The following is a 25,801-nucleotide window of genomic DNA, read 5'->3' on the forward strand; positions in this document are numbered from 1 at the left end:
CATGGGGGAGTGCAATGAGATCCTTCCGACGCAAACTGCTCGCCGTCACCACCGCCTCGGTGCTGCTCTCGGCCACGCCCGCGATGGCGATGAGCGAGGACGTGAGCACCCTCCTGGCCGAATCCCTGCGCCAGGCCGTCGTCGCCCAGGACTTCAAGGACGTGCTCGACCTGACCCCGCCGGACCTCGTCGCGGCGTCCAAGGCAGGCGCACCGGAGAAGTACGACCCGCTGCCCGCCGAGCTGACCACGGAGCTCGCCGCCGCCCGGCCACTGCACCAGACGCCGAACATGGACCTCGCCGTGATCGAACTCGACCGCCTCGGCCGACCGATCGCGATGGCCGACGTCCTGCTCAGCCCCCAGTACCCCAACGGCGTGGTCGTCCCGCTGAACAAGCGCAAGCTGTCCACCGACCGGATCCGCTACCGCTGGTGGGACGACACCGAGTGGGACGTCAACGGCGGCCGTGGCACCCGTGACGTCCTGCCCGGCCGGGAGAACGCCCCGATCGACTTCTCCTCCCCGTACCCCGCGTCCGTCCTCAAGCTGATGGTCGGCTTCGGCGTCCTGCGCCTGGCCGACCAGGGCCGGGTGGATTTGGACGCCGTCTACGACTACCGACCGGTCACCCAGCACCCGGTGTGCGGCGCCGCGTCCAGCAAGGTGATCCGCCGGCACTTCGACGAGATGATCACCAAGTCGCAGAACGAGTCCACCTGCGCGCTGATCAAGATGCTGCACGACCTGAACGCCTGGGACGAGGTCAACCGCACCTTCGCCGACCTCGGCATGCCGACCCTGATGGTCACCGGCACCAACCCGGAGAACGGCGGCCGGTGGATCGGCTCGAACATGAGCAGCATCGACACCGCCAAGCTCCTCCTGCTGGTCAACGGCGGCGCCGGCGTGCTCTGGACCACCGACACGGGCCGCGAGATCACCCGCCTCGAACTGAGCGAGACCTCCCGCGCCCAGTTCCTGGAGTCCCTGGCCGACCAGGGCCACAACGAGATGCTGTCCACCACCAACCACTGCGGCCGCGACTACCCGGTCCAGGGCATCCCCCAGAGATCACCGGCCCGCTGGATCCAGCCGGACGGCACCATGCGCGTCGGCTCGGCCGTCTACGACAGCGACGTGCGCCCCTGCGACCAGGCCGCCGAGGTCACCTTCAGCCACAAGACCGGCTGGGTCGACACCACCGGCAGCGACGCGGGCATCGTCAAGTCCCTGTCCTACAAGAACCGGCGCAACTACATCGTCGTCGCCTTCTGCAACCTGGGCACCGACTACGTCGACACCTACCGCCCCGCCAACCGCCCCAACGTCTTCCCGGTCCTCTACACCGAGAAGTACGCGAAACTGGGCAAGGCCGTCGACCACATCATGACCACCATCCAACCCCTGCCCCACATCACCGCCCACCCCGCCTAACCCCACCTGCACACATCGAATCCGGAGCCCACCTCCGAGGCTCGATGTGACATGGGTTCGGGTGCTTTGGCCTGCCCGGAGTGCCCGTAAGGGCCCCATGTCACATCGAGCCGAACCCGACCACCGAGCCGCTCACACCCCACCCCAACCCTCACCCATCCGTGAAAAGCCTTTGGCACCACCACCCACCATCCGCTGAACTTCGTGCATGAGCGACCAACCCGCCGTCCGACCAACGCCCGTGAGCGGCTTCCCGGAGTGGCTGCCCCACGTGCGCCTGATCGAACTGCGCTGGCTGGACACGATCCGCGCGGCCTTCGAGCGCTACGGCTTCTGCTCCGTCGAAACCCCGTCCGCCGAACGCCTGGACGTCCTCCTCTCGAAGGGCGACACCTCCAAAGAGGTCTACACCCTGGGCCGCCTCCACGAGCCTGACGAAGAACCAACCCGGGACTCCACCAGGGACTCCACGCGGGACGACACCCGACTGGGCCTGCGCTTCGACCTGACCGTGCCCCTCGCCCGCTACACCGCCCAGCATTTCAACGACCTGGTCTTCCCGTTCAAGCGCTACCAGATCCAACGCGTGTGGCGCGGCGAACGCCCCCAGGACGGCCGGTTCCGCGAGTTCACCCAGTGCGACATCGACGTCATCAACCCCGACACCGTGCCGATCCACTTCGACGCCGAGCTGCCGCGCATCGTGCACGAGGTGCTGACCTCCCTCGGCCTCCCCGCCTGGACCGTCAACGTCAACAACCGCAAGGTCCTGCAAGGCTTCTACGAAGGTCTCGGCATCACGCAGCCGCTCGACGTCATCCGCGCCGTCGACAAGATCGACAAGATCGGCGCGGACGGTGTCGCGCGCGTCCTGGCCGACCGGCTCGACCCGTCCCAGCTCCGGTCCGTCCTCCGCCTCGCCCAACTGCGCGGCGGCCCGGCGGAGGTGCGCGAGCTCGGCGTGCGCTCCCCGCTGCTGGACGAGGGCCTGGAGGAACTGGACTTCGTCCTCCGCGAGCTGTGCGACCTGCCGAACGTGGTCGCCGACTTCTCCATCGCCCGCGGCCTGGACTACTACACCGGCACCGTCTACGAGGGGAAGTTCGTGGACTGGCCGGAGTACGGCGCGATCTGCTCCGGCGGTCGCTACGACGACCTGGCCGGGTCGTTCATCCGGCGCGAGCTGCCCGGCGTGGGCATGTCGATCGGGTTCTCCCGGATCTTCGCCAAGATGCTGTCCGCCGGCCTGCTCGACCCGGGCCCCAGCTCGCCCGCCGACGTCCTCGTCGTGCTCCCGAAGGACCGCCGCCCGGCCGCCACCTCGACCGCGAAGATCCTTCGGGACCGGGGGTTGAACGTCGAGCTGTACCACCAGGAGGACAAGGTCGCCAAGCAGCTCCGGTACGCCTCGCGCAAGGGCATCCCGTTCGTGTGGTTCCCACCGTTCGAGGACGGACGCCCGCACGAGGTGAAGGACCTCTCCACCGGCGCGCAAACCACGGCCGACCCGACCGCCTGGTCACGCCATCCCTGAATGACCCGCCGGCTCGAACACCTGTTGCCATGCCGACCGGTAATGGGGAGGCCCGCACAGGCCCCGGTGCGCCACCATGCCGTCGTGGACCAACTGGAACGCCTGGAACGCCTCCTGGACGACCGGCAGCCGCGATCACGGCCCTGGACCGAGCCGGGCCCCGTGCTGGCCCTGCTGACCTCCCTCGCCGCCGCCCCCGGCCACGAGGCGGCCGGCCGAGCGGCGTTGGCGGCGCTGGCCCGTCGTCCGGGCGCGGTGATCCGGCTCGACGCCGCCGCCCGCCGCGAGGACTGGTACCGCTCCGCGAGCCCCGCCTCGTGGACACCTCCGTCGTCACCGCTGGGCCTCGCACTGGCCTGCACCCACGGCAACGGCCGCATCCGGGAACGCGCCGTGCGGGAGATCCTGGCGAACCCGTTGCCGGAGCTGGTGCCGTTCCTGGTGGTGCGGACCGGCGACTGGGTCCGGGAGGTGCGCGACCGCGCCCGCGCCGGGCTGGCCGTGCTGCTGCACGAGGACCCGGCGCGGTTCCTGCCGCCGGCGGCGGCGGTGGGGTTGCGGATCGAGCGGTGGTTGCGCGGGACGTTCGTGCGCAACCAGCTCCTCGCCACCGCGACCGATCCCCGTGCGCCGCTGGAGTCGTTGTTGGCGTCACCGGACCGGCAGGTGCGGGTGTTCGCGTTCAACGCCGGGACGTGGCGGCTGGACCGGAAGGTGTCGGTCGCGCTGACGGCGTCCGACGTGCGACTGCGGTCGACGGCCGCGGAGGCGGCGGCGCGGGACTGCGTGTGGACGGGGCGGGTGGAGGTGCTGCGGCGGCTGGCCTCGTCACCGCACGCCGAGGTGCGGGTGCAGGCGTTGACCGGGTTGGTCAGGCTGGGGCGGGACGCGGAGGTCGTGCCGTACTTGGACGACAGGTCGTCCCTGGTGCGGGCCTTGGCGCGGGCTGCCGCGTCACGGGAGGGCGTGGACGTGCCCGCCTACTACCGCTCGCGCGTGACTCCGGGTGCGCTCGACGGCTTCGCCGAGGCCGGGGCCGGGGCCGGGGCCGGTGGCGACGGTGGGCACCTGATCGCGCTCCTGTCACACCCTTCGGCGACGATCCGCGCACGTGCTCTCCGGGCGTTGCGGGTGCTGGAGCGGGTACCGGAGGACCGCGTGCTGTCGATGCTGCGCGACCCGGCGTCCCCGGTGGTGCGTGAAGCGACCGCGGCCGTGCGGTCGGTGCCGGAGGCGTTGCCGTGGGAGCTGCTCGCCGACGAACGGCCCGCCGTCCGGCTGGCCGGCTACCGGTTGGCGCGACGGCTGGGTCCGGTCGCCGAGCTGCGGGCGGCGTTGACGGTGGTGGGGGACGGGCACGTCCGGTTGGCGCGGCGCGGTCGGGCGGACGCCACGCGGATCGCGCGGTCCCTGGAGTCGGTGCCCTGGCGGCGGCGGACCGTCGCGCCGCTGGAAGTGGTTGCGGCGGACGCGCCGGGGCTGCGGGCGTTGCTGGCGCGTGCCGCCGCCGAGCTGGACGAACACACCTCGTACCTCTTGGCCAAGCACCTGGCGTGACCAGCACCGCCATGCGGTCGGCCGGCCTCGGGGGAGGAGTGGTCCAGCCGGCTGTCCGTCTTCGGCCGGCCACTCCCGCCCGGCGTCGACCTCAGGTGCGCATCTCGCGCGTGCGCCACAGCACCAGCACGAAGTACGGCGTGCCGACCAGCGCGATCACCAGCCCGGCGGGCACCTGCGCCGGTGCGATCACCGTCCGGCCCACCGTGTCCGCCACGCTCACCAGCACCGCGCCCAACGCCGCCGCGACCGGCAGCACGCGCGCGTGCCGACCACCGACCAGCGACCGCGCCAGGTGCGGCGCGACCAGCCCGACGAACGCCACCACGCCGATCGCCGACACCGCCGTGGCCGCCAGCACGCCCGCCGCCAGCAGGATCACCAGCCGCGACCGCTCCACCCGCATGCCGAGCACGCGCGGCGTGTCCTCGTCCAGGCTGTGCAGGTCCAGCTCCCGATGCCGCGCCCACAGCAACGGCGTCAGCAGCACCAGCGCCAGCGCCGTCGGCACGACCTGCTCCAGCGTCCGCCCGTAGGTGGAGCCGGACATCCACGTCAACGCCTTCGCCGTGTTCCACGGGTCCGACGTCACGATCAGCAGCGTGATCAGCGCCATCCCGGCCGACCACATCGCGATGCCGATCACGACCAGCCGGTCCGAGTCCAGCCCCGACCGCCACGCCAGCCCGTAGACCAGCGCGAACGCCGCCATCGCGCCCACACCGGCCGCGCCCGCGACGTGCCACGCGCCGGCCATCGGCACGGCCGTGATCAACGTGATCGCGCCCAGCCCCGCGCCCGCCGTGATGCCCAGCAGACCGGGTTCGGCCAGCGGGTTGCGGCTCACCGACTGGATGCCGCACCCGGCCACGGCCAGCGCCGCGCCCGCCACCAGCGCCGCCAGCACCCGCGGCAGCCGCTGGTCCAGCACGAACGTCAACGCGGTGCCGGTCCGCCCGGCGAACCAGTTCGCGAGGTCGCCCAGCAGCACCACCCGGTCGCCGAGCATCAGCCCGACCGCCGGCGCGGCGACCAGCAGCACGGCCAGCGCCACCGACGTCACCACCAGCCGCCGGGACGACGTGGCCACCCCGACCCGACCGGCGGGGGCCTGCCGGGGCGTCCCGCTCGACCGCCCGCGCCGCGCCAGCCAGATCAGCACGACCGCGCCGAGGATCGTCGTCATCACGCCCGTCGGCACCCGCACCGCCGCGGCCGACCCCATGACCGCCCGCAGCAGCACGTCCGCGCCCAGCACGATCACCACGCCGACCAGCCCGGACACCGGCAGCAGCAGCCGGTGCCTGCCCAGCCCCGGCACGAACGGCGTCAGCAGCCGGGTGATCACCGGCGCGCTCAGCCCGACGAACCCGATCGGCCCGGCGATCGTCACCGCCGCCGCGGTCAGCGCCACGGTCAGCAGCACCGCGCCCACGCGCGTCCGCCGCACCTTCAACCCCAGCACGGTCGCGTTGTCGTCGCCCAGCGCGAGGACGTCCAGCGACCGGCCCATCAGCAGCAGCGCCGCCACCGCGACCACCACGACCGGCGTCATCTGCGCGGTCGCGTCCAGGTCGCTCACGGTCAGCGAGCCGGAGCCCCAGGCGAACAGCCCGGTCGTCTCCTGCTCGAACAGCAGCAGCAGGAGGATCGTCGCCGACTGGAGCGTCAGCATGACCGCCGAGCCGACGAGCACCAGCCGCGGGCTGGTCGACCCGCCGCCGGACAGCCCCAGCACGACCACCGACGCCGCGAGGCCGCCGACGAACGCCGCCGCACCCGCGGGCAGCGTGGGCAGGCTCAGCCCGAACGCCGCGATGGCGACCACGGCCAGGTGCGCGCCCGCGTTCACCGCGAGCGTGTCCGGCGAGGCCAGCGGGTTGCGCGCGACGGACTGCATGCCCGCGCCCGCCACGCCGAGCGCGACGCCGAGCAGCAACGCGGCCAGCAGGCGGGGCACGCGCGAGCCCTCCAGCACGGCGAGGGTCTGCGCGTCCCCGTCGCCCACCAGCGCGCCGAGCACGTCGAGCACACCGGTCGACGCGGTGCCCTGGGTGAGGTGGACGGCGGAGAGCACGGCGATGAGCGCCACGATCCCCGCCGTCACGACGGCGGTGCGCATCATCAGGCGGTGGCAGCCTTCACGAACTGCTCGGCGACGTGGATGACCGACTTCGGCCCGCCGAACGTCCACGTGCCCGGCTCCAGCTTGACCACCTTCTTGTTCACCACGAACGGCAGCCGCTGCCACACCGGGTTCTCCGCGAGGCCGGTGGTGAACACGTCGTCCTCGGAGGCGCTGTAGAACAGCATGGTCTTCGGGTCGGTGAGCGCGGTCAGGCCCTCGACGTCGGTGGCGCCCAGGCCCCACTGCGGGTCGACCTCGCCGGTCCACGCGTTCGTGAAGCCGACGGCCTCGGCCGCGTCGGAGACCAGCGAGCCCTTGCCGAACGGGCGGATGTTGACCGTGCTGCCCTCGAGCCAGCCGTCGGCCATGAGGAACGGCGTGCCGGCCGCGCCCTTGGCCTCGACGGCCTTCTTGCCGTCGGCGAGCGCGGTGTCCAGTTCGGACAGCAGCTTGTCGCCTTCCGCGGACTTGCCGAGCGCCTGCGCGATCAGCTTGGTGTCCTCGCGCAGCCGGTCGAGGTTGCGGGTGGCGTCACTGGCCTGGGTGACGACCACGGGGACGTACTTCTCCAGCTGACCGACCAGCGTCTCGTCCCGGCCCTTGGCCATGATCACCAGGTCGGGGTCGAGCGCGACGATCGAGTCGACGCTGGGCTCGTTGCGCTTGCCGACGTCCTTCACGTCGGCGGCGAGCGGCACGGCCGCGTCCCACGTCTTGTAACCGGTGGCGTCCGCGACACCCACCGGCATGACACCCAGGGAGGCGACGGTCTCGGTCTCGGCCCACTCCAGCGTGACGACCTTCGTCGCCGGGGCGTCGAGCTTGACCTCCTTGCCGCGGGAGTCGGTCACGGTGACCGGGCCACCGGCGGCGGACCCGGTCGGGGTGGTCGTGGGCGTTTCCGTCGTGCCGCACGCGGACAGCAGCACGACCGCCGTCACGAGCGCAGGGGCGAGCAAGCGCATGGCTGGTACCTCTCAGGGGTGAAGGGGGAAGGGCTCAGGCCGGTCGCGGGGTGTGCCTGCCGAGGGGGCGGCAGTGGATGGCCCCGGTCACCGGGTCGTCGGCGACGTGCACCGCGACGCCGTAGGCGTGGGTCAGGTGCTCGCCGGTGAGGACGTCGCGGACCCCGCCCGCCGCGACGACCCTGCCCTCGCTGAGCAGCACGACCTCGTCGGCGATGATCGCCGCGTGGTCGAGGTCGTGCAGCACGACGCCGACCGCCACGTCGTGGTCGTTCGCCAGGTCGCGCACGACGTCGAGGACTTCGACCTGGTAGCGCAGGTCCAGGTGGTTGGTGGGCTCGTCCAGCAGCAGCACGGCGGTCTGCTGCGCCAGGCACGACGCGAGCCACACGCGCTGCAACTCGCCGCCGGACAGCTCGTCCACGCCCCGGTCGGCCATCGGGGCGACGCCGGTCAGGTCCATGGCGCGCTGGATCGCGGCGCTGCCCTCCAGGTCCACCCCGCGCCACCCGGTCCGGTACGGGTACCGGCCGTAGGAGACGACGTCGCGCACCGACACCCCCGACGGCGTCGGCCGCTGCTGGGTGAGCAGGGTGACGTTGCGGGCGAACTCCTTGCCGGACAGGGGCGAGTGCCCCCACACCGACCGCTCGCCCATCCGCACCTGCCCGCCGCGCGGCCGGTGCAGGCGTGCCAGGGAGCGCAGGACGGTCGACTTGCCGGACCCGTTGGGCCCGACGAGAGCCGTGACGGTCCCGGCCCGCAGCCCGAGCGAGACACCGTGCACCACCGCGCGGTCGTGGTGCGCGAGTACCAGTTCCTCACCGGCGAGCAGCGCGTCTCCCTTGGACATGAGGGGAGCCTAACCTAAGGTCGCGAATCACCCATATGGGCGTGATCTACTGCACTCCTTGGCCTATTCGGTAACGCGGAGCAGGGTGCATCCGGGGTGGATGGACCCGTAACGGCATCACCGCCCAGCTCGACAACCCCGCTGTCACACGCACGGGACGGGGTCGGTCAAGTGAAGAAGCTCGAAGCGCACGAGGTGGCGCTCGCCAAGGTGTTCTCCAGCGACTACGAGTTCGTCGTCCCGGACTACCAGCGCCCCTACACCTGGGAGCCCGCGCAGGCGACGCAACTGCTCGCCGACCTGGTCGAGGCGGTCGACCGGGAGCCTGAGGACCCGTACTTCCTGGGGTCCGTGGTGCTCGTCAAGCGCCCGGACGACCCGCGCGCGGAGGTCATCGACGGCCAGCAGCGGCTCACCACGTTGACCATCCTGCTGGCCGTGCTGCGGGAGCTCACCGAGGACCGGCGCGACGCGGACCACCTCGACCTGCTCATCCGGGAGCCGGGCAACACCATCCTGGACCTCGAGTCCCGCCCGCGGCTGCGGCTGCGCCCGAGGGACGAGGAGTTCTTCCGCAAGCACGTGCAGGCACGGGGTGGGATCGACCTGCTCCACCCGGACGCCAAGTACCCCAACGACGCGCAGGCCCGCATCGCCGCCAACGCCCGCGCGCTGCGCAAAGCCCTGGCCGAGTTCACGTCGGCCCAGCGCCTGGCGCTGGCCAAGGCGGTGGTCCAGCGGACGTTCCTGGTCATGGTCTCCACCTCCGAGCTGACCAGCGCCTACCGCATCTTCTCGGTGATGAACTCGCGCGGGGTGGAGCTGTCTCCGGCCGACATCTTCAAGTCGCAGGTCATCGGGGCGCTGCCGGACGCCGACAAGGCCCGTTACGCGGAGAAGTGGGAGGACCTGGAGGCCGACCTGGGGCGCGAGGCGTTCGCCGACCTGTTCTCGCACATCCGCATGGTGGTGCTGAAGTACCGGGCGCGGCAGCAACTGCTCACCGAGTTCGGCGACCACGTCCTCAAGGGCTTCCTCGCCGAGGGCAAGGCCGCGGTCTTCGTCGACGACGTGCTGGAGCCGTACGGCTCGGCTTACCGCGACATCCTCTCCTGCGACCACCAGTCCCTGTCCCTGGCGACCCAGGTCAACGACTGGCTGCGCCGGCTCCACCTGCTCGACAACTTCGACTGGCAGGCGCCCGCGCTGTGGGCGCTGAAGACCCACCGCAACGACGGTCCGTGGCTGGTCGAGTTCCTGCGCCGCCTCGACCGACTCGGCGCGTGGATGCTGGTGACCCGCTGCAACGCCCAGGTGCGCGGTCAGCGGATCGCCAAGCTGCTCCAGGAGCTGCAGGACGGGCACGGCCTGGGCGCACCCGCCCTGGACCTCGAACCCGACGAGCGAGCGGAGCTCCGGGACGGGCTGAACGGCGACGTCTACCGGAGTGCCGCCGTGCGGAAGTACGTCCTGTTGCGGCTGAACGAGCTGGTCTCGGATCCGTTCGTGGCGCAGGACGTCAAGATCGTCACGGTCGAGCACGTCCTGCCGCAGAGCCCGCCGCCGGGCAGCGGGTGGCGCGAGGTCTTCACCGAGTCGGATCGCGAGCGCTGGACCCACCGGCTGGCCAACCTCGTCCTGCTCAGCCGGACGAAGAACTCGGCCGCGGGCAACCTGGACTTCGCCGCGAAGCGGGACAAGTACTTCGCGGGCGGCAAGTCGCCGAGCTACGGGCTGACCACGGAGGTGCTGCGGGAGAAAGCCTGGACGCCCGACGTGCTGCACGCCCGGCAGGAGCGGCTGGTCGGCACGCTCGCCGGGCACTGGCAGGCGTCCCTCAGCTGAAGTGCCGCCGGGTGTCGGCCACCAGGGAGTCGAACACCAGGGCGTTCAGCCGGTCGCCCGCCTTGATCGCGGGTTCGTAGGCGAACGTCCACGTCAGCCTGCTGCCCTCCGCCGCACGCTCCACCAGGTAGTCCTCGCCGAACCGCCGGAACACCGGCAGGTTCGCCCGGTCCACCGCGAACGACTGCCGCCTGCCCTCCTCCCAGCGGATGAAGACCTCGCGCAGGCGCAGCACGCCCAGCACCGACGCCGTGCGCGTCGTGCCCACCCCGAACGGGCGAGGGGAGGTGTACTCGACCGACGACAGCAGGCGGCACCACCACAGCGGGTTGGAGGCGGCCAGGCCGCGCCACACACGTTCGGGTGACACCGGCAGGTCCAGCACGTAGCTGCGGCGCTGCGGCGCGGCGTCGTAGAAGTCCACGTCGAACGGCTCCAGGCTGGGCACGTCGTCCAGTGTGACGCCTGCGTGCCGGTTTCACCGCTCGTCCACGCGGTCGTACCGCACCGGTCGAACCGACGACGGCCGTCGACCACCCACAGCGCCAACCGTTGATCCGGTCGGGCGGACCCGGTGCTCGAACGTGTGGATCAGCGCCGCCGACCCTTGGCCGTTGCACCCGGCACTGGTTGCGTACACCGGGCAGGTGTCCCGACGAGAGGTGCGAGCCGATGGCGCAGCCGTTCCAGCTGCCGGAGTTCTACATGCCCCACCCGGCGCGGCTGAACGCCAACCTGGACCGCGCGCGGGCGCACACCAAGGCGTGGGCCCGCGAGATGGACATGATCGACGTGCCGCAGCACGGCACCGTCATCTGGTCCGAGCGGGACCTCGACTCGCACGACTACGCGCTGCTGTGCGCCTACACCCACCCGGACGCGTCCGCGGACGACCTCGACCTGGTCACCGACTGGTACGTGTGGGTCTTCTACTTCGACGACCACTTCGTGGAGCTCTACAAGCGCAACCCGGACGTGGCGGGCGCGAAGACCTACCTGGACCGGCTGCCGCTGTTCATGCCGGTCGACGGCGCGATCACGGCCGAGCCGACGAACCCGGTGGAGAAGGGCCTGGCCGACCTGTGGACCCGCACGGTCGGCAGCCACTCGCCGGACTGGCGGCGTCGGTTCGCCGACAACACCAAGCACCTGCTGGACGAGTCCATGTGGGAGCTGCTCAACATCTCCGAGGGCAGGCTCTCCAACCCGATCGAGTACGTCGAGATGCGCCGCAAGGTGGGCGGCGCGCCGTGGTCGGCGAACCTGGTCGAGCACGTCACCGGCATGGAGGTGCCCGCCCGGATCGCCCTCACCCGTCCGATGGGCGTCCTGCGCGACACGTTCGCCGACGCCGTGCACCTGCGCAACGACCTGTTCTCCTACGAGCGCGAGGTGCTCGACGAGGGCGAGCTGAGCAACGGCGTGCTGGTGCTGGAGAAGTTCCTGGACATCCCGACCCAGGAGGCCGCCGAGAGGGTCAACGACCTGCTCACGTCCCGCCTGCACCAGTTCGAGCACACCGCCGTGACCGAGGTGCCGCTGCTGCTGGACGAGCACGCCGTCGACCCGGCGGGCCGGCTCGCCGTGCTGGCGTACGTGAAGGGTTTGCAGGACTGGCAGTCCGGCGGCCACGAGTGGCACGCCCGCTCCAGCCGCTACATGAACGAGGGCGCGGTCACCGCGAACCCGGTGCTGGGCGGCCCGACCGGGCTGGGCACGAGCGCGCTGCGCTCGCTCGTCGCCACCGCGCCGCAACGCCTGCGCAGCTTCCGCCACGTGCCGTTCGAGGAGGTGCCGTCGCTGCCCGAGCCCGCGCTGGACATGCCGTTCCAGGTGGCGGTCAGCCCGCACTGGGCGGACGCGCGGGAGAAGAGCGTCGCATGGGCGCGGGACATGGGCTTCTTCGACGACGTGCCGCAGGTGTGGTCCGAGGGCAAGCTGCGCGACTACGACCTCGCGCTGTGCTCGGCGGGCATCGACCCGGACGCCACCGCGGCGGAGTTGGAGATCAACGCGCTGTGGCTGACCTGGGGCACCTACGGGGACGACTTCTACCCGGTCGCGTTCGGCCGCACGCCGGACCTGGCCGTCGCCAAGGCCGTCACCGACCGGCTCAAGCAGATGATGCCGCTGGACGGCGCGCCGCCGTCGCCGGTGACGCCGCTGGAACGCGGTCTCGCCGACGTCTGGCAGCGCACGACCGCCCGGATGCCGCTGGGCAACCGGCAGCAGCTGCGCCACGCGCTGGAGCTGATGCTCGACAGCTGGATGTGGGAGCTGAAGAACCAGCACGAGAACCGGGTGCCCGACCCGGTCGACTACGTGGAGATGCGCCGGCACACGTTCGGCTCGGAGCTGACCATGAGCCTGGCCCGGCTGGGCCACGGCAGGCTGGTGCCCGAGGAGGTCTACCGGACCCGCACCCTCCGCAACATCGAGAACTCGGCGATGGACTACGCCACCATCCTCAACGACCTCTACTCGTACCGGAAGGAGATCCAGTTCGAGGGCGAGGTGCACAACGCGGTGCTCGTCGTGCGCACTTTCCTCGACGTGGACCTGGACCGGGCGATCGAGGTGTCGACGGACCTGGCGAACGCGCGGCTGAAGCAGTTCCAGCACTCGGTCGCGGTGGAGCTGCCCGCGTTGTTCGAGGAATTCCGGCTCGACCGGGAGGCGCGGGGCGCGCTCGACGCCTACGTCGGCGAGTTGGAGGACTGGCTGGCGGGCATCCTCCACTGGCACCGCGAGGTGGTCCGCTACCACGACGCGGACCTGGCCAAGCACTTCGGCGGCCGGACCGCGGCGTTGCCGTCGCACGTCCTGCGCGGACCGACGGGCCTGGGCACGAAGTCGACCCGCATCCTGGTGAACAACGGGTGACGCGAATCCGGAACCCGCGGGTCCCGTCCGCCCGGCTCGGACACGAGGACGGCCGCCCCCAGGTCGACCGTCCTCGTGGGTTCGAGGTGACCGCGTCCTCCTGAGGGGGCGGGCACGCCGCGGCGTCCCGACCGGCAGGGGGAGCACCGGTCGGGACGTCGACCCCTCGTTCCGGCGGAGGTGTGGGGCAGCTCCACCGGGGTTACTTCTCATCGATCCGCGGTCATGGGGACACCCTGCCGGGCCGAACGTGAGCGAACCTAGGATGAACCTTGAACCGGCTGTTCGAGGGGGCGCGAGCGTGGACTTCGGGCTGCTCGGCGGTGTCCGGGCACGGGTCGGCGGCGCCGACCTCGACATCGGGCACACCCGCCGGCGCAGCGTGCTCGCGGCGTTGCTGCTGGAGGCGGGCCGGCCGGTGCCCGCGGAACGGCTCGTCGACCGGGTCTGGGGCGAGCAGCCGCCGCTGCGGGCCAAGGAGACGCTGTACGGGTACGTCTCCAAGCTGCGGACGGCCGGGATCGACATCCAGCGCCGGCCGGGCGGCTACCTGCTGGAGACCGACCGGGTCGACCTGGTCGAGTTCCGCGCCCTGGCGCAGCAGGCCCGCGGCGAACCCGACGACGAGCGTGCCGCCGAGCTGTACGACCGGGCGTTGGGGCTGTGGCGCGGCGACGCGCTGGACGGGCTCGACTCGCCCTGGTTCGACCAGGTCAGGCAATCGTTGCAGGCCGAGCGGACGGCCGTGGAGCTGGACCGCAACGACGTCGTGATCCGGCTCGGCCGGCACGCCGCCCTGCTGCCCGCCCTCCGCGACGCCACGCAGGCCCACCCGCTGGACGAGCGCCTGGCCGGTCAGCTCGTGCTCGCCCTGCACCGCAGCGGCCGGTCGTCGGAGGCGTTGCGGCACTACGACGCGTTGCGCCGCACGCTCGCCGACGAGCTGGGCACCGACCCCGGCAAGCCCCTGCAAGACCTCTACCTGCAACTGCTGGGTCAGCAACCGGCACCGGAGCCGACCCGCGCGGTGCCGCGGCAGCTGCCCGCGCCGCAGCGCTGGTTCACCGGCCGGGAGAAGGAGATCGCCGACCTCGCCGAACCGTCGTCCACCGTCGTGATCACGGCCATCGGCGGCGCGGGCGGCATCGGCAAGACCGCGTTGGCGCTGCACTGGGCGCACCAGCACGTGGACGACTTCCCGGACGGCCAGCTCTACGTCAACCTGCGCGGCTTCGACCCGGTCGGCGACCCGGTCACGCCGCAGAACGCGCTGCGCGGCTTCCTCGAAGCCCTCGGCGTCGGCGACCCGCCAGCCGACCTCGACGCCCAGGCCGCCCTCTACCGCAGCCTGCTCGCGGACAAGCGGGTGCTCGTGGTGCTGGACAACGCCCGGGACACGTCGCAGGTCACGCCCCTGCTGCCCGGCGGCGCGCGCTGCACCGTGCTGATCACCAGTCGGTTGCAGCTCCTCGGCCTGCTCACCGCGCACGGCGCGCGTTCGGTCGTGCTGGACGTCCTGGACGAGCACGAGTCCCGCGCGTTCCTGGTGTCCCGGCTGGGCGCGGAACGGGTCGACGCCGAGCCGGACGTCACCCGGGAGCTGCTGGAGCTGTGCGGCGGCCTGCCGCTGGCGTTGAGCATCATCGCGGCGCGGGCCGTGACGCAGCCGGACCTGCCGCTGTCGGCCCTCACCGAGGAGTTGAAGGAGCAGCGGCTGGACGCGCTGGACGACCTCAGCGCCGACCTGCGCACGGTGTTCGCCTGCTCGTTACGGGTGCTCAGCCCCGAAGCGGTGGAGCTGTTCGGGCTGATCGGCCTGACCTCCGCGCCGGACCTGGGCCTGAAGGCGATCACCGCCCTCACCGGCCGCCCCGCCACTCGCCGCCTGCTGCGCGAACTGGAAGCCGCCCACCTGGTGCAGCAGCACCGCGTGGGCCGCTACCGCATGCACGACCTCGTCCGCCTCTACGCCGCCGAGGTCGCTCCCGCGCACGCCGACGCCAACCTGCGGGCGTTCATCGGCTACTTCGCCGCCACCGCGCACGACGGCGACCGCCTGATCGAGCCCCACCGCCCCCCGATCACCGCGCCGACCGGCGACCCCGCCCCGCTGTCGGACGTGGCCGCGGCGATGGACTGGTTCGACGCCGAGTACGAGTCCCTGCTGGCCGCCCAGCGCCTGGCCGCCGAGCACCGCCGGCACGACGTGGCCTGGCACCTGGCGTGGGCGTTGACCAACTACCACCTGCGGCGCGGGCACGCGGCGGAGGACATCGCGGTGTGGGGGATCGCGCTGGCGGCCGCGGACGCGTTGCAGGACCGGTTCAAGCAGGTGTCGGCGCACAAGTTCCTCGGCATGGCGTTGACCGACGTGGGCCGCTACGACGAGGGCGACCACCACCTGCGGCAGGCGTTGGAGCTGGTGGAGGACGACTACGGCAAGGCCGCCGCGCACCGCGCGATGGCGTGGGCGATGGAACGGCGGGGTGACGTCGCGGGTGCGCTGGTGCACGCGCAGGCGCAGCTGGCGCTGTTCCGCGCGCAGGGCCTGGAGGTGCGGATCGCCGAGGCGCTGAACGACGTGGGCTACCGGATGGCGCGGCTCGGTGACCACGAGGGAGCCGAGGCGCACTGCCGGGAAGCGCTGGCGCTGAACCGGGAACTCGGTCACGTCGACGGCGAAGCGGCCACTTCGGACAGCCTCGGCTACATCGCCCACCACCACGGCCGTGACGCGGACGCGGTGGAGCACTACCGGCACGCGTTGAAGCTGTACCGGCAGTTGGACAACTCCTACGAGGAGGCCAGCGTGCTGCGCCACTTCGGCGACGTCCTGGCCGCCCTGGGCCGCACCGACGAGGCCCGCGACGCCTGGCAACGCGCCCTCACCCTCTTCCGCGCCCAGGGCCGGGTCGAGGACGCGGACGGCGTGCTGGCCCTGCTCGCCTGACCCGACCCGCTAGCGCTGCCGGCCCGCCGCGAGCGTCCCCACGGCCACCACGGCGACCACCGCCACCACCGCGACCCCCGTCCGGAACCCGGCGTCACCGCTGCCCGCCCAGGCCGCCGCCATCGCCGCGACCGCCGGACCGACCGTCGCGCCGACCATCCGCGCGGTCGCGCTCAACCCGCCGGCCGCGCCTTCCATCCCCACCGGCGCCCCGGCCATCACCAACGTGTTCAACGCCGTGTTGAACAGCCCCTGACCCACCCCCAGCACACCCAACCGCCAGCACAACCCGCCCAGCGACGTCACCGGCACCACCAACAACCCCAGCCCGACCGCGCTGACCACCGCACCGCCCATCGCCACCAGCCACGGCCCGAACCGGTCGGCCAACGCCCCCGACACCGGCGCCAGGGCCGCCACACCCGCCACGAACACCAGCAACGCCACGCCGACGTCCTCCGGCGACCCGCCCAGCACATCGCTCACGTGGAACGGCACCAGGAAGAACGTCACCCCGCCCAACGTCGACACCAACGCCAACGTCAGCAGCGGCAACCCGAACAACCGCCGCCGCACCAGCGAGACCACCGGCCGCGACGCGGGCAGCCGCGCCCACCACACCACCAGCACCACCCCGACCAAGAGCAACCACGCCGTGCTCTCGAACGCCAGCAGCACCGACGTGATCGCCCCGCCCAGCAGCACGGCCTCCAGCACCAACCCGCGGTCCGGCACCGGCAACCCGCGCCCGTCACCCCGCAGCGCCCGCCACCCCGCCCACAACGCCACCGCCAGCACCGGCAGCTTCATCAGGAACACCGCCCGCCACCCGAGCGCACCCGCGACCACCCCGCCCAACGGCGCACCGACCAGCCCGCCCACCGTCATGATCGTGACCACGTACCCGATGGCCCGCCCCCGCTGCGCCGGCGCCACGGCCCCCACCACGATCGGCATGTACCCGGCCAGCACCACCGCACCGGCCAAGCCCTGCAGCACCCGGCCCACCAGCAACACCCAGAACGCGGGCGCGACCGCCGTCACCACGCTCGCCACCGCGACCCCGACGAGCGCGAGCAGGAACGCCGACCGCACGTCCGCCCGGTCCACCCACCGCCCCGCCGGGATGGCGACGGCCATCGGCAGCGTGTACGCCAGCAGCACCCACGCCGTGGCCGCCGGCCCCACGTCCAGCTCACCGCCCAGGCTGGGCAGCGCCACGGCCGCCACCGTCATCTCCGCGGTGACCACCAGCATCGCCGCCGCCAACGCCACCACCGGTGCCCAACGCGTCCTGACCTGCGCTTCCTGTGCCATGACCGCGACGCTACGACCGCGTCCCGACCGGTCGAATCCGTCAGGTGACCAGTCACGTGACGGATTCCCGCGCCCCCGTCCGCTCCTAGCGTCGGCACCACACAACCGAGGGAGGGAACCACCGTGATCAAGCTCGCGATCATCGTCGGCAGCACCCGCAAGGGCCGGTTCGCGCCGGTCGTGGCGAACTGGTTCGCCGACCGGGCCAAGCAGCGCGACGACCTCAGCGTGGACGTGCTCGACCTCGACGACCTGGACCTGCCGGACCGGCTGCACGCGTTCGGCGAGGACCCGGCCCCGGAGGTCGCGCTGGTCTCGCCGCGCCTGCGCGACGCGGACGCGTTCGTCGTCATCACCCCCGAGTACAACCACAGCTTCCCCGCGCCGCTGAAGAGCGCCATCGACTGGCACTTCACCGAGTGGCAGGCCAAGCCGGTCGGGTTCGTGTCCTACGGCGGCGTCGGCGGCGGGTTGCGCGCGGTCGAGCAGCTGCGGCAGGTCTTCGCCGAGCTGCACGCCGTCACCGTGCGGGACACGGTCAGCTTCCACGGCGCGTGGTCGCGGTTCGACGAGGCCGGGAACCCGGTGGAGGCCGAGTCGGTCGACAAGGCCGCCACGACCGTGCTCGACCAGCTCGTCTGGTGGGGCACGGCGCTCAAGGAGGCCCGGGCCAAGCGGCCTTACGGGGCCTGACGTGCGGGCCGTGCGGCTGCACGCGTTCGGCGAGGACCTGCGGTGCGAGCACGTCGACGACCCGACGCCAGGGCCGGGGCAGGTGCGGATCGCGGTGCGCGCGGCGGGCGTGCACCTGGTCGACGCGATGATCCGGCGCGGCCGCGCGGAGTGGGTGGCGCTGCCGGACCTGCCCGCCGTGCCGGGGTCCGAGGTGGCCGGCGTGGTCGACGCGATCGGTCGTGGCGTGGACGAGGCGTGGCTGGGGGAGCGGGTCGTGACGCAGCTCGGCCTGGCCGGCGGCGGGTACGCGGAGCTGGCGGTCCGGGAGGTCGGCGCGCTGCACGTGATCCCGGACGGCCTCGACTTCCCGGCCGCGGTGGCGATGATCTGCACCGGCAGCACCGCGCTGGGCGTGGTCGACGCGGCAGCCCCGACCCCCGACGACGTGGTCCTCGTGACCGCCGCCGCGGGCGGTGTCGGGACGATGGTCACGCAGGGGGCGGCGCGGGCCGGCGCGGTGGTCGTGGGGCTGGTCGGGTGCGGGGAGAAGCGGCGGGTGGCGTTGCGGGCGGGCGCGTCGATCGCGGTCGACTACCGGCGTGCCGGGTGGCAGGACGAGGTGGTCGTCCGGCTCGGGGGACGGGAGGTGACGGCGGTGCTGGACGGTGTCGGCGGTGAACCGGGCCGTGCGGCGGTGGACCTGCTCGCGCCGGGCGGCCGGGTGGTGCTGTTCGGGTCGTCGTCGGGGGAGGTGACCCGCCTGACGTCGGAGGACCTGTTCGCCCGCGCGCTGACCGCGACGGTCGCCGTGGGGCCGCACGTGGCCAAGCGGTCGGGCGGCCTGCGCGCTCTGGAGGCCCGAGCCCTGACCGCCGCCGCGACCCGCGCCCTGACCCCGTTCGTGCAGCCGTTCCCGCTGGCCGAGGCCGGTCGGGCGCACGCGGCGATGGAGAGCAGGCACACGGTCGGCAAGGTCGTCCTGCTCCCGGACGCCGGCTAGGGTCGTGGCCATGCTGCACGGGAGGTCCGCCGAACTGGCCGCGGTGGACGACCTGCTGTCCACCGCCCGCGCCGGCCGCAGCGGCGTCCTCGTGATCCGCGGCGAGGCGGGCATCGGCAAGTCCGCCCTGCTCTCCCACGCCGCCGAAGCCGCCACCGGCCCGGCTCCGACCCCTCCGACCTCCTCGCCCCCACCCCGTTCGCACCCGGAATTGTCAGACCCTTGGGGCACAATGAAAACAGGGGACCCCCTGGCGGGTACCCCTGCGCAGCGACCGACCGCGGCGGGCACGTCCGCCCAGCGGCCACCGACAGCGGATCTCTTCGCTCAGCGGCCACCGACAGCGGATGTCTCCGCCCAGCGACCGCCGACGACGGAACTCCTCGCCCAGCGATTGCCCGCAGCAGGCACTCCCGGCCGGCGACTCCCGGCCGAGACCGGGTTCCTGGTCCTGCGCGGCACGGCGGTCGAGTCCGAGTCGGTCGTGCCGTTCGCCGGGCTGAACCTGCTCCTCGGCCCCGTCGTCGACCGCGTCGACGCCCTGCCGCCCAACCAGGCCACCGCCCTGCGCGCCGCCCTCGGCCTCGCCCCGCCGGACGGCGGCGACCACCACCTCGTCGGCCTCGCCGTCCTCACCCTCCTCGCCGACCTGGCCGAGCACCGCCCGGTCCTCTGCCTGGTCGACGACGCCCACTGGCTGGACCAGGGCTCCGCGCACGCCCTGGTCTTCGCCGCCCGCCGCCTCCAGGCCGAGGGCATCGCGATGCTCTTCGCCGCACGCGACCTGCACGCCCCGCCGTTCCCCGCACCCGGCCTGCCCGAACTGCGCCTCACCGGCCTCGCCCCCGAGCACGCCGCCGCCCTCCTCGAAGAGCACGCCGCCGACCTGCCGCGCTACGTCCGCGACCGCATCGCCGAAGAAGCCCGCGGCAACCCGCTGGCACTGCTAGAACTCCCCGCCGCCCAACGCGAAGGCCACCTTCCCGCCGCCCACGCCTACCGCGTCGCCGCCCTGCCCACGCACAGCCGCATCCAGCAGACGTTCGCCGACCGCATCGCCGCGCTCCCCGAGCGCACCCGCACCCTCCTCCTGGTCGCCGCCGCCGACGACACCGGCGACCCGGGCGTGGTGTTCAAGGCCGCGAACCTGCTCGGCGCGTCCGTGGACGACCTCGAACCCGCCGAGCAACGCCAACTCCTGCGCTCCGACGACGGCCGGCTGACCTTCCGCCACCCGCTGATCCGCGCCGCCGCCTACCGCAGCGCGCCGCTCAAGCACCGCCTCGCCGTGCACCGGGCGCTGGCCGAAGCCGTGGACGACGCCCACCGCAGCGCCTGGCACCTGGCCACCGCCACCACCGGGCCGGACGAGGACGTCGCCCGAGCCCTCGCCCGCACCGCCGAGGACGCCCGCAACCGGGGCGGCTACCTCGCCGTCGCCTCCGCCTACCACCGCGCCGCCGAACTCACCCCCGACCCCGTCGAACGCGGCCACCGGCTGGCCGCGGCGGCGGGCGCGGCCGGTGCGGCGGGCGAGTTCGACCGGGCGGTGGAGCTCGCCGACCAGGCGTGGGACCTGGTGGGCAACCCGGTGGACGGCGCGCGGGTGGCCCGCGTCCAGGCCAGGCTGGCCAGCGAGCAGGGACGGCCCGGCCACGCCGCGGCGCAGCTCGCCCGTGCCGTCTCCTGCGCCGAGCACGTCGACCGCGAGCTGGCGGGGGAGCTGCTGTTCAACGCCGCCAACAACGCGTGGGCGGGACGCGACTTCGACCTGCTCGAACAGATCGCGGCACGCGCCGGGGACCTGCCCGGCGCGGACGACACCCGGGCCGTGGCCACCGCCGCGCTGGGCCTGGAGGGCGACGACGTCCCCGGCGGCATGGCCGCGTTGCGCGGGCTGCTGACCTCGCGCTACGTCGGCGGGCCGGGCAACGCCGTCACCGCCTGGTGGCACCTGATCCTCGGCGACGACCAAGCCGCGCACACGTGGGCGTTCGAGCTGGAACGCCAGTCCCGCGCCCAGGGCGCGCTCGGCGTGCTGCCCCGCGCGCTGGCCTACCTGGCCCGCGGCCGGCTGCACCTCGGGCAGCACCGCGACGCGCGGGCCACCGCGGAGGAAGGGTTGCGCATCGCCCGGGACATCGGCCAGGAGTTCAGCGTCGGCTTCCTGTCCAGCGTGCTCGCCGAACTGGCCGCCATCGAGGGCGACGAGGCCCGGTGCGAGGAGCTGGTGGCGACGCTGACCGGCGGCGCGCCCCAGTCCGTGCGGGCCGCGTGCGCGTCGGCGCTGCTGGACCTCGGGCTCGGCCGCCACGAAGCCGTGCTGGACCGGCTGGCCGACGTCGCCGCCGGCGCGCACCGCCTCTACGCGATCTCCAGCCTGCCCGACCTGGTGGAGGCGGCCACGCGGCTGGGCCGGCCCGGGTTCGCCGAGAACGCCGCCGCCTGGTACGACGAGTGGGCGTCGGCCGCGGACCGGCCGTGGGCGCGAGCCGTCGCCGCGCGCTGCCGCGCCCTGCTCACCGACGACGAGCGGTCGTTCGCGGACGCGGTCGAGCTGCACCGCGGGCACGAGAGCCGTCCGTTCGAACGCGCCCGCACCGAGCTGCTGTACGGGGAGTGGCTGCGCCGGGCGCGCCGCAAGGCCGACGCCCGCACGCACCTGCGGTCGGCGCTGGAGAGGTTCGAACGGCTCGGCGCGACGCCGTGGGCCGCCCGCGCCCGCACCGAGCTGCGCGCCACCGGCGAGAGCCGCGCCGTGCCGGGCCCCGACCCGCTCAGCGCCCTCACCCCGCAGGAGCTCCAGGTCGTGCGGCTGGCCGCCGCGGGGCTGAGCAACCGGGACATCGGCGCGCAGCTGTTCCTGAGCCCGCGCACGGTCGGCTACCACCTCTACAAGGCTTACCCGAAGCTCGGCGTCTCGTCCCGGGTGGAGCTGGGCAAGCTCGACCTCGCGTAGCCAAATGGTCTAGACCCATTGACAGCACCTCCCGGGCGCACGCACGCCGGACGGCAGCCGCCTCGCTCCGAGGAGGACCCACGGTGACGCCCCTCTGACCCTGAACGTTCAACTCACGCGAGAGTCGAACGCTCAGAACCCGAGAGTCGAACGCTCAGGTACCCCGAATTCAACGCTCAGGGGACGATGCGGGCGGCGGAGACGGGGCGGTCGGCCATGGGGTAGGTGCCGGCGGAGGAGGTGTTCACGCTCCACCGGTAACGGCTGAAGTCGCCGGTCTCGTTGGACGCGTAGAACATCATGTGCCCGTAACCCGCGCCGTCGGTGGACGCGGTCGCGTTGAAGATCCGGTTGTCCGGGAACCGGAAGTAGTTGCCCACCCCGTACACGCCGTGCGGCTCGGACGTGCAGTCCACGACCTCCACCGCGTACTGCGTCTCACCGGCGAAGTTCAGCCCCCGCGTCGGTGCGCGGTACGCGCCCTTCACCGAACGCACCATCACCACGTGACCGGTGTTGGTGTCCTGGTCGTTGCGGTAGTCGATGGCGATCAGGTCACCCGGACGGAGGTCGACCACCCTGGTGACGCGCTCGAAGTGCGGGATCTCCCGCTCCGCGAACGCCGCCCGGTAGTCCCGCGCGAACGGGCTCGCCACCCCGAAGTGCGTGCGGAAGAACCGCGGCGTCGCCCACCGGTACGTGCGCTTGAGCACGGCGGTCAGGAACGAAGCGCACTGGCTCTGGTTGACCCACCCGGACGCGTCGCCGGGCGAGCCCCACCGGACCACGTTCGGCTGGTCCGGCTCCTTGTAGGTGTTGTTCGCCAGCGGGCACGTCGGCAGCGACAGGTAGCCGACGAGCTGCTCGGCTTCCAGCAGGTGCGGTGTGGACGGCCGGTGTGGACTCGGCGTCCGGGCCGACGCGGCGGTCGTCCCGGGGGTCGCGGTCGCCGGTGCGGCGAGGGCGGTCCCCCCGGAGAACGATCTGCGCGACAGGTCCATCGTGCGACTCCCCCTTCGATGCGGGCCCGCATACCGTAGTCGAAGGGGGTGGGCCGCACGCGATGGTTCAGCCGGTCTCGATTCCCCCGGTCCTCGAACCAGGGCGGTAGCCGGGAACGGACCGGCGGGCACAACCGAGCGGAGGGACGCGGATGAGTGCAGCGAACTGACCCGCAAAAATCGGAGATCCGTCCGGTAGGTAGTCCATCTGCCCGCTACTCGACACAATGCCAGGTGCTGGCTGTGAGCATGCCGATACTCTGAGTATAGCCGATCAGAGAGAAGCAGCTGGGACATGTCGGAGAACAGGAAACGCGCAGAAGACCCGAAGATCGTCAACGACGTGATGGCGCCGAGCGGGATGGTTGTACAGGCAGGCTCGGTCACGGGCGACGTGCACATCCACCAAGCGGACAGCGGGGCGATGTTCGTGCCTCGGGAGCTGCCGTCAGCCGTCTACGGGTTCACCGATCGCGCCGAGCAGTTGGCGGAAATGGACCTCATGCTGACCTCTGCCGACGAGTCCACGACGTCTGCCGCAGTGGTCATCTCCGCCATCTCGGGCACTGCCGGCGTGGGCAAGACCGCGTTCGTCACCCACTGGGCGAACCGCGTGAAGGACCGCTTCCCGGACGGTCAGCTGTACGTCAACCTGCACGGCTGGGGTCCCCAGGGGCCACTCTCCTCCGCCGAGGCGCTGGCGGGCTTCCTGAGGTCGCTCGGACTGAGCAACGACCAGATTCCCCACAACGCCGACGAGCGTGCTGCGCGTTTCCGAAGCCTGGTGGCAGGGCGTCGAATGCTTATCGTCCTCGACAACGCCCGTGACGCCGGGCAAATCCGGCCGCTCTTGCCTGGAACCTCCTCCTGCGTCGTGTTGGTGACAAGCCGCAACTCCTTGCCCGGCCTCGTGTCGCGAGACGGTGCGCGGCGGATAAACTTGGACCTGCTCCCGCAGCCCCAAGCCGTGGCGTTGCTCCGCATGTTGATCGGCCGCCGCGTCGAAGCCGAACCAGCGGCCGCCGAAGCGCTGGTGAGGCACTGCGCGCGATTGCCGCTGGCTTTGCGGATCGTCGCGGAACTTGCAGTTGCCAACGCCGACGCTCCGTTGCGCGAACTGGTCCGCGATCTCGAGGACGAGGAAAGCCGGCTCGACCTGCTGGAAGCCGGTGACGACCCCTACACGGCGGTTCGGGCCGTTTTGTCGTGGTCGTATCGCAACCTCGACCCTTCCGAGGCGCGCGCCTTCCGCCTGCTCGGCCTGCACCCAGGGCGGGACTTCGATGAGAACAGCGCCGCGTCACTCATCGGCGCGTCACCGGCCGAGGCCAGGAAGCGGCTGGGTGCTCTCGTGCGGGCGCACCTGGTCGAGCGCAACCAAGCGACGCGATATCAGATGCACGACTTGCTGCGCGTGTACGCGGCCGACTTGGCGACGCAGGAAGAATCCGCTGATTCGAAGGAGGTGGCGTTGCAGAGGTTGTTCGACTACCTCCTGCGGGTCGCCGCATCGGCCGCCCAAGTCGCCTTTCCGCAGGAGCAGCGCTACCTGCCCATCGTTCCCGCCGTTGAGCGGCACGATCCCGAGCTGCTCGACGATTACCGAGCGGCCGAGTGGCTGGAGGCTGAGCGGACCACCCTGCTCGCAGTGGCCGTGCAGGCGGACAGTCGGCAGCCGCCGGCCTATGCAGGTCTGATGTCCGCCATTCTGGCGCGGTACCTCGACAGTCGGAGCCACTTCGACGACGCGGTGGCGTTGCACACCGTTGCGGTGAGCGCGAGCCGCGAGGCAGGCGACACCGAGGGCGAGGCACGGGCGACCGCGAATCTCGGCACCGTCTACCAGCGCCTCGGTCGCTATGGCGATGCCTTCGACAACCTGTCGAAGGCACTGGCACTCGCCCGTCGGATCGGTGATGTCGAGACCGAGGTGAACGCGCTCGGTGAACTCGGGCAAGTGGCTTGGCTCATGGGGCGGTACGACGACGCGCTTGAGTTCTTCACCCCTGTCCTCGCGTTCCGGCAACGCACTTCCGATCAGACCGGAATCGGTCGTGTGCTCAACAATATCGGCCTGGTTCTCGTCAGGTTGGCGCGGCACGATGAGGCGCTCGGGCACTTGGAGAGCTCTCTCGCCCTGTTCCGGGAGACGAATGACCGTCTGCGCCAAGGCTATGCCCTCAACGACATAGGAGTGCTGCTACAGCGCATGTCGCGATTCTCCGAGGCCTTCGGGTACCACTCGGAGGCAATGAAGATCGCGCGTGAGGCGGGTGACCGGGCGCTCGAAGCCGCCGTGTTGAACGGACTCGGTACGGCCCACCGGCAGACTGCCGAGCCCGACATCGCCATCGAGTTGCACGGCCAGGCACTGTCGATCGGGAACGAGGTGGGGGACCGTTACGAGCAGGCGCAGGCACACGAGGGTCTGGGGGATGCACATCTGGTCCTAGGTGACGAAGACGGCGCGCGGAACCATTGGCGGCTCGCACACGCGATCTACCGGGAGAGCGGCGCAAACGAAGCCGATTCGGTCGCCGAGCGGCTCAGGGAATTGGGAGGATGACGACCACGCAGGCCATTGACCGGCGCAGGGGAAGGTGCAGCGAGCCCGCGTCGCTGACCACCGGAGCGGCGCTTCCCATGTGGCGGAACGCTCAGTCCGCGGCCCGTCGCGGCGATTAGGCTCGCCTGCTGG

Annotated in this window: 16 protein-coding genes; 10 read left to right on the plus strand and 6 right to left on the minus strand. The window is 72.1% G+C overall.

The genetic code is table 11. The features are described from left to right. The first annotated feature begins 14 nt into the window (after positions 1-14). The 3 genes from ACIQMJ_RS33275 (at position 15) to ACIQMJ_RS33285 (ending at position 4,527) form a co-directional block, all read left to right on the plus strand. On the plus strand, positions 15-1,436 hold the full coding sequence (locus ACIQMJ_RS33275) for a serine hydrolase (RefSeq protein ID WP_499764952.1): 1,422 nt from the start codon (positions 15-17) through the stop codon (positions 1,434-1,436). Between the two features lie 208 nt (positions 1,437-1,644). Beyond that, entirely contained in the window at positions 1,645-2,970 is a 1,326-nt protein-coding gene (hisS, locus tag ACIQMJ_RS33280; protein ID WP_499764953.1) for a histidine--tRNA ligase, read from the plus strand. Positions 2,971-3,054: 84 nt separating this feature from the next. Then, positions 3,055-4,527 (plus strand): hypothetical protein, encoded by a 1,473-nt coding sequence (locus ACIQMJ_RS33285; protein WP_499764954.1) that lies wholly within the window; start codon positions 3,055-3,057, stop codon positions 4,525-4,527. Between the two features lie 91 nt (positions 4,528-4,618). Here ACIQMJ_RS33285 and ACIQMJ_RS33290 read toward each other — a convergent pair whose 3' ends face one another. Genes ACIQMJ_RS33290 through ACIQMJ_RS33300 form a run of 3 tightly spaced genes read right to left on the minus strand, consistent with a single transcriptional unit; the run spans position 4,619 to position 8,473 of the window. After that, a complete protein-coding gene (locus ACIQMJ_RS33290) occupies positions 4,619-6,652 on the minus strand; it encodes an iron ABC transporter permease (RefSeq protein WP_499764955.1) in 2,034 nt (677 codons plus the stop codon). Continuing rightward, positions 6,652-7,620 (minus strand): ABC transporter substrate-binding protein, encoded by a 969-nt coding sequence (locus ACIQMJ_RS33295; RefSeq protein ID WP_499764956.1) that lies wholly within the window; start codon positions 7,618-7,620, stop codon positions 6,652-6,654. Before ACIQMJ_RS33295 ends, ACIQMJ_RS33290 begins: the two co-directional genes overlap by 1 nt. 34 nt (positions 7,621-7,654) lie before the next feature. Next, on the minus strand, positions 7,655-8,473 hold the full coding sequence (locus ACIQMJ_RS33300; protein ID WP_499764957.1) for an ABC transporter ATP-binding protein: 819 nt from the start codon (positions 8,471-8,473) through the stop codon (positions 7,655-7,657). Positions 8,474-8,644: 171 nt separating this feature from the next. Between ACIQMJ_RS33300 and ACIQMJ_RS33305 the strand changes: the two genes are divergently transcribed. Continuing rightward, a complete protein-coding gene (locus ACIQMJ_RS33305) occupies positions 8,645-10,318 on the plus strand; it encodes a DUF262 domain-containing protein (RefSeq protein ID WP_499764958.1) in 1,674 nt (557 codons plus the stop codon). Here ACIQMJ_RS33305 and ACIQMJ_RS33310 read toward each other — a convergent pair. Continuing rightward, complete coding sequence (locus ACIQMJ_RS33310) at positions 10,311-10,766, minus strand: SRPBCC family protein (protein WP_499764959.1); 456 nt, start codon at positions 10,764-10,766, stop codon at positions 10,311-10,313. The two genes, ACIQMJ_RS33305 and ACIQMJ_RS33310, sit on opposite strands and share 8 nt — an antisense overlap. A 224-nt stretch (positions 10,767-10,990) precedes the next feature. Here ACIQMJ_RS33310 and ACIQMJ_RS33315 point away from each other — a divergent pair, with 224 nt between their 5' ends. Both ACIQMJ_RS33315 and ACIQMJ_RS33320 read left to right on the plus strand, forming a co-directional pair. Further along, positions 10,991-13,201, plus strand: coding sequence for a terpene synthase family protein (locus ACIQMJ_RS33315; protein ID WP_499764960.1), 2,211 nt, complete (start codon positions 10,991-10,993; stop codon positions 13,199-13,201). 301 nt (positions 13,202-13,502) lie between these two features. Then, positions 13,503-16,151, plus strand: a complete 2,649-nt coding sequence (locus ACIQMJ_RS33320; protein WP_499764961.1) for an AfsR/SARP family transcriptional regulator — start codon at positions 13,503-13,505, stop codon at positions 16,149-16,151. Between the two features lie 9 nt (positions 16,152-16,160). On the opposite strand, the gene ACIQMJ_RS33325 is transcribed toward ACIQMJ_RS33320, so the two are convergent. Next, the gene (locus tag ACIQMJ_RS33325) at positions 16,161-17,468 is read right to left on the minus strand and encodes an MFS transporter (RefSeq protein ID WP_499764962.1); all 1,308 of its coding nucleotides are present in this window, start codon (positions 17,466-17,468) and stop codon (positions 16,161-16,163) included. 123 nt (positions 17,469-17,591) lie between these two features. On the opposite strand from ACIQMJ_RS33325, the gene ACIQMJ_RS33330 reads away from it, so the two are divergent. Genes ACIQMJ_RS33330 through ACIQMJ_RS33340 form a run of 3 tightly spaced genes read left to right on the plus strand, consistent with a single transcriptional unit; the run spans position 17,592 to position 22,102 of the window. Further along, a complete protein-coding gene (locus ACIQMJ_RS33330) occupies positions 17,592-18,161 on the plus strand; it encodes an NADPH-dependent FMN reductase (protein ID WP_499764963.1) in 570 nt (189 codons plus the stop codon). Between the two features lies 1 nt (position 18,162). After that, complete coding sequence (locus ACIQMJ_RS33335) at positions 18,163-19,143, plus strand: zinc-binding dehydrogenase (protein WP_499764964.1); 981 nt, start codon at positions 18,163-18,165, stop codon at positions 19,141-19,143. A 10-nt stretch (positions 19,144-19,153) separates the two neighbouring features. Beyond that, positions 19,154-22,102, plus strand: coding sequence for a helix-turn-helix transcriptional regulator (locus tag ACIQMJ_RS33340; RefSeq protein WP_499764965.1), 2,949 nt, complete (start codon positions 19,154-19,156; stop codon positions 22,100-22,102). A 176-nt stretch (positions 22,103-22,278) separates the two neighbouring features. Here ACIQMJ_RS33340 and ACIQMJ_RS33345 read toward each other — a convergent pair whose 3' ends face one another. Continuing rightward, the gene (locus ACIQMJ_RS33345) at positions 22,279-23,103 is read right to left on the minus strand and encodes a hypothetical protein (RefSeq protein WP_499764966.1); all 825 of its coding nucleotides are present in this window, start codon (positions 23,101-23,103) and stop codon (positions 22,279-22,281) included. 295 nt (positions 23,104-23,398) lie between these two features. On the opposite strand from ACIQMJ_RS33345, the gene ACIQMJ_RS33350 reads away from it, so the two are divergent. Continuing rightward, on the plus strand, positions 23,399-25,669 hold the full coding sequence (locus ACIQMJ_RS33350) for an ATP-binding protein (RefSeq protein ID WP_499764967.1): 2,271 nt from the start codon (positions 23,399-23,401) through the stop codon (positions 25,667-25,669). Positions 25,670-25,801: the final 132 nt, after the last annotated feature.

It is taken from the genome of Actinosynnema sp. NPDC091369, from assembly GCF_044757065.1.
Lineage (GTDB): Bacteria > Actinomycetota > Actinomycetes > Mycobacteriales > Pseudonocardiaceae > Actinosynnema.

What these genes read in the sequence shown, in the direction of transcription:
- ACIQMJ_RS33275 (WP_499764952.1), top strand. Translation starts at nt 15, where the DNA reads ATGAGATCCTTCCGACGCAAACTGCTCGCCGTCACCACCGCCTCGGTG.
- hisS (WP_499764953.1), top strand. Translation starts at nt 1,645, where the DNA reads ATGAGCGACCAACCCGCCGTCCGACCAACGCCCGTGAGCGGCTTCCCG.
- ACIQMJ_RS33290 (WP_499764955.1), bottom strand. Translation starts at nt 6,652, where the DNA reads ATGATGCGCACCGCCGTCGTGACGGCGGGGATCGTGGCGCTCATCGCC.
- ACIQMJ_RS33295 (WP_499764956.1), bottom strand. Translation starts at nt 7,620, where the DNA reads ATGCGCTTGCTCGCCCCTGCGCTCGTGACGGCGGTCGTGCTGCTGTCC.
- ACIQMJ_RS33300 (WP_499764957.1), bottom strand. Translation starts at nt 8,473, where the DNA reads ATGTCCAAGGGAGACGCGCTGCTCGCCGGTGAGGAACTGGTACTCGCG.
- ACIQMJ_RS33315 (WP_499764960.1), top strand. Translation starts at nt 10,991, where the DNA reads ATGGCGCAGCCGTTCCAGCTGCCGGAGTTCTACATGCCCCACCCGGCG.
- ACIQMJ_RS33325 (WP_499764962.1), bottom strand. Translation starts at nt 17,468, where the DNA reads ATGGCACAGGAAGCGCAGGTCAGGACGCGTTGGGCACCGGTGGTGGCG.
- ACIQMJ_RS33340 (WP_499764965.1), top strand. Translation starts at nt 19,154, where the DNA reads ATGCTGCACGGGAGGTCCGCCGAACTGGCCGCGGTGGACGACCTGCTG.
- ACIQMJ_RS33345 (WP_499764966.1), bottom strand. Translation starts at nt 23,103, where the DNA reads ATGGACCTGTCGCGCAGATCGTTCTCCGGGGGGACCGCCCTCGCCGCA.
- ACIQMJ_RS33350 (WP_499764967.1), top strand. Translation starts at nt 23,399, where the DNA reads ATGTCGGAGAACAGGAAACGCGCAGAAGACCCGAAGATCGTCAACGAC.